Below are 4227 nucleotides of genomic sequence, written 5' to 3'. Positions count from 1 at the left end.
TGCCTTAATCTCTTGTAACTCCTTAATTACTCCCATAAGCTGTTTATCTCTATCTGCTAGTTTGGTATCAATGTATTGTTGCATTTGTTGTAATCGTTCTTCCATTTGTTTTAAACTGTCCTGCACCTTGTCCTCATATTGTTGGACAGCATGGACAGTGTCCTGGACAGTTAGGACGCTGTCCTGGACAGGATGGACACTTGCAAGGACAGCATGGACACATTCAGCTATAGTTTTTCCACCTTGTTTGTATAAATCCAACATAGCCTTAAACATTTGTAAATTGGTTTCAGTATAGACTGTTTTTCCATTTTTCATCTTAAAAGAAATACCTGCTTTAACGAAATGACTCTTGTAATTTCTAAGGGTTGACGAAGTAACACCCAACGTTTTAGCAAATATTGAACCGTCATATGTTTTTTCTTGTGGGACTGCTTTTAACAAGTTCATCCCTCCTTTGAATAAATAAAACCATTCGTTATTGGAAGTTGAATATCCTGTCATAGGACACTGTCCAGGACAGTGTCCAGGACGTCCTAAGTGTTTTGTGTCCTGTCCGTCCTGTCCGTCCTCTGTCCTGTCCTAAGTGTCCTAAGTGTCCTGCCTAATAATTTTTGTCATACTTATAGCATATAATGGCGTATGCCTGCCATGTATAAAACGCCATTAATAGCCTATGATTAGAACCTTAATCGGAGTGACTTATATCTCCTTCTTCTAGTTTTTTATTTAAAGCCATATAATCATTTTTGCTAAAGGATACCGTTACTCTATCTAATCTATCTCCACCTGGATATAAACATAATTGTTGATTGAACTTGATACCTAGAGGTACGACTGTTTGATAAATAAGATTTAGAATCTTAAAGCATTCTAAATCTACTCCTTCTTTCAAATGATTTTTAACATGAATAAGTACTAAATCTTCAACGTTTTCAAATCTAGGTTTTCTCGGAGAAATATTATCAGCTTTACAAAGTCTTTTTAATAAACTTTGATAATGGTCGTTTTTTTCCAAATAAAACACCTCCATTTTCATTGAGAAAAACAAAACATAAAATAAAAAGCTGAATAATATCAGCTTTAATTTTCATAAATCAGTTTTAATAACATAATTCTTCATTCCGTAATGCCAATACGCTACAACTTCCATAATAGCATTAGAAATCTCATCGTCTTCCTCATCGTCCACCTTTACGAGGTCTCCTTCTTCTGCATCATCCATTTTCAGTTCAGCATGGACATCTTTCAATAATCCACCATACCCTATTAATCTTTTATAAGCTGTTGCAGTATCTAACGTATATAAAGTTTCAACAGCTTCATCTCTAACAGTATCCCAATCTTGGATAATATCTGTCGCTTTGACAGGATATTTCGAAGCTTCGAAAATGGCCTTTTGTTCCTTAATTGCATCAGATACCTCTGCTTCTACTTGTCCTAAATCTACTTGACCACTCTTTGGTTTTACTGGACGAATATCAACAATTGGGTCATAGTCCAACTTCATAGCTCGTTTCCACATTGCTTGCCAATCTTTTTGTTTTATATAATGTGTCGTAAAGTAACTAGGTTTAACACAAACAAGCACATGAAAATGAGGATGATACTTATCAAAATTAGGATTTAAATCACCAGGCTTCAACCCTTGCTTTTTATAATACTTTGGATTCTTATCATAACGTTTTTTTGTAATTACTTTCTCGTGATCGTATGTAATTTCTAAACCTCTAAAAAAGCCAAGTATGCTACGCTTAACAGGTTTGTAATCCATTAATCTACGAAATTTGTCTGTCATTTGCGTTAACGTATCCCTTAGCTCATCACCATTCACATTTTTTACGGTTAACGTTAGAAACAGCCATCTTACTTTATGACGTGAATTAATGGTTTCTACAATCCGTTTGTTTTGGGCTGCAATCTTAAGGGACCTGCGCCAATTACACATACTACAAAACCTCCCTTTGCAGTACCAAGCCTGATACAACTTTAGCTCACCATTCTGCCGTTTTTGAAACCTGAGAACATTAGCGCATTCTTTCATTCGTTCCGCCTTACGATGCAACTGAGATTCTCCATAAATCTCATAACCTCGTTCATAATGTTCAGCTTCATGAAGACTCATTTTTTTCTTCTCTTGGTGAGGTCTCTCAGTTCCATCTGTTCTAAGGTCTTGCAAAACTATTAAATTTTCAGTATTATTATCTTGCATAAATTAATTTACACGCCCTTCTTTATGAAGGCTAAAAAGCCATCTGGTAATTGTTTCCGACAACTCAATTATACAGGTGGTTTTTCTATGTGTCAAAACACAAACAAACCCTTGTCGTTCTAAGGTTGAACGGTATTTTTGCCCGACGACGGTGTTTCTATTACTATCAAGTTAAGAAGAAACTCGTTTTCAACTCGTTTCTAAAAGACAAAAAGACTGGCAGATTGCCAGTCTTTTTTAACGCTCAGGTCCATAATCCCTTTCTCTACTTGGAACTTTCTTTATACTCTTTTTTCGCTCTTTTTCTTTATCTAAAAATTCTTTTGCACCTTTAATTTCTTCGTCACCAGAAAAATGGCTAGTTAACAATTTTTCTTTTGCCGTAGTTAACAAACGAGCTTTAACATAACCAATCATCTTAGCTAATTCAGGAATCCTCTCTGAATATAGCTCTTTTACTCGTTCTAGAGTTTTCTTCAAAATGCCATTTTCTTTTTCTAGTTTATTGTTATCTTTTTCTAAGTTATCGTTTTCTATTTTTAAAAAGTCACGTTCAAGCTCCAAATCATTTTTCTCATCTTGAAGTTTTTCATTTTCTTTTCTAAGGCGCTTATTTTCGTCTCTAAGCGTTTCTGACACTTTAGCAAGGGTTTTAATGCCTTCAAAGTCTTCTGGATCAATCTGAAGCGTTTTAGGGCGCATAAAGCCCCCTTTCACTGTCACTTCAACCTTATCAACCTTTTCTACATGGTCTAAAGACCTTCCCAAGTCACTTAAGCGACTTTCTATATCTCTAATAGATTTTTCAATTTCTTGTTTTTCTGTTTGTTTCGCTTGTAAATTTTCTTCTAAAGATACGACCTTCTCTTCTAAAGTTTTAGCCTTGAATGCTTGAGTTGTTAAATGCTCTCTATCAGAGCCTTTTTCTCCTCTTTCTAAGTCAAATCCTTGCTTTTGCATATGTTTTGGAAACTCATCTTGAATCCATTGTAATTCCTGACGATTAAAAACATTTTTCCCTTGAAGTTTACCATCACGCATTGGCACAACACCTATATGCATATGGGGTGTTTTCTCGTCATTATGTACGGTGGCATAAGCAATATTTTGTTGGCCATATCTTTCTGCAAATAGTTTGTAACTCTCTTTAAAGAATTTTTCGTGTTGCTGGGGATCTAGACGCTCAAAAAAGTTGTTGTCTGATGTTATTAATAATTCATTGACCAGAACAGCATCTTTTCTTATTTTTCTCGTCCCTGTTTTTTGGGCTTCAATGATTTCTTTCACTCGCTTGTTATAATCAATATTTTGCTGATTCACCAAATCATAATTTAAATGGGAACGCTCCTTATCAATATCGGGATTCGTTTTACTATCCCTCTCACGTTGGTTATGAAATTGCATCCCTTTAAGGTCATGAGATTTCATTTTTTCCATGCGACAAATCGCAAAACTCATCTACATATCCCCCTCGTATTTATCACCTATTCAAGGTTAAGTTCCGGCAACTACTTCCATGTAAAGTATAGCACACTATACTTTTGTTCCAAAAGTGTGTGCTCTGCGAGGCTTGTACGGCTATGCCGTATTCATGCTTCCGCATGAAAAAGACCTTGGGGTGTCGCCCCCAAACGCCGACCAACGTAAGGACGTTGGATCCCCTCAAAAAACTCCCCCACCCCCCTCACATTTTGAGGGGGCTCCCTCGCGCGGGTGGCAGAACAAACATGGTTTGTTCAATGCCAAGAGGGTTCGGGTGCAGATGCTGTATCAACTCCTTATCCTCCTGTTCCCTTACGGGCTCAGTCCGGTACCGTTGACACAGGTCATATTTACATATCTGCCCAAACAAAAAGAACGCCCAAAAGGCGTCCTACATATCTATCTCCAAAATTGCCACCACTTCTTTTTACGTTGTGCTGCCTTAATCTCTTGTAACTCCTTAATTACTCCCATAAGCTGTTTATCTCTATCTGCTAGTTTGGTATCAATGTATTGTTGCATTTGTTGTAATC

At 36.6% G+C, this 4227-nt stretch carries 5 protein-coding genes; all 5 read right to left on the bottom strand.

Annotated elements, in window-relative coordinates:
- Window positions 1-444 (bottom strand): MerR family transcriptional regulator (locus B9N79_RS25680; protein WP_085119474.1); only part of this gene is annotated, 444 nt, incomplete at its 3' end.
- A gap of 244 nt (window positions 445-688) precedes the next feature.
- Window positions 689-1018: a hypothetical protein gene (locus B9N79_RS25675; protein ID WP_085119472.1), complete on the bottom strand. Its 330-nt coding sequence runs from the start codon at window positions 1016-1018 to the stop codon at window positions 689-691.
- A gap of 72 nt (window positions 1019-1090) precedes the next feature.
- Window positions 1091-2044 (bottom strand): protein rep, encoded by a 954-nt coding sequence (locus B9N79_RS25670; RefSeq protein ID WP_276208862.1) that lies wholly within the window; start codon window positions 2042-2044, stop codon window positions 1091-1093.
- Between the two features lie 405 nt (window positions 2045-2449).
- Window positions 2450-3670: a MobV family relaxase gene (mobV, locus tag B9N79_RS25665; protein ID WP_085119467.1), complete on the bottom strand. Its 1221-nt coding sequence runs from the start codon at window positions 3668-3670 to the stop codon at window positions 2450-2452.
- Between the two features lie 423 nt (window positions 3671-4093).
- A complete protein-coding gene (locus tag B9N79_RS26845; protein WP_205635685.1) occupies window positions 4094-4216 on the bottom strand; it encodes a DUF3967 domain-containing protein in 123 nt (40 codons plus the stop codon).
- Between the last annotated feature and the right edge of the window lie 11 nt (window positions 4217-4227).

Origin of the sequence: Priestia filamentosa, assembly GCF_900177535.1 — a bacterium.
Lineage (GTDB): Bacteria > Bacillota > Bacilli > Bacillales > Bacillaceae_H > Bacillus_I > Bacillus_I filamentosa.
This window is presented reverse-complemented; position numbering and strand designations above follow the sequence as displayed.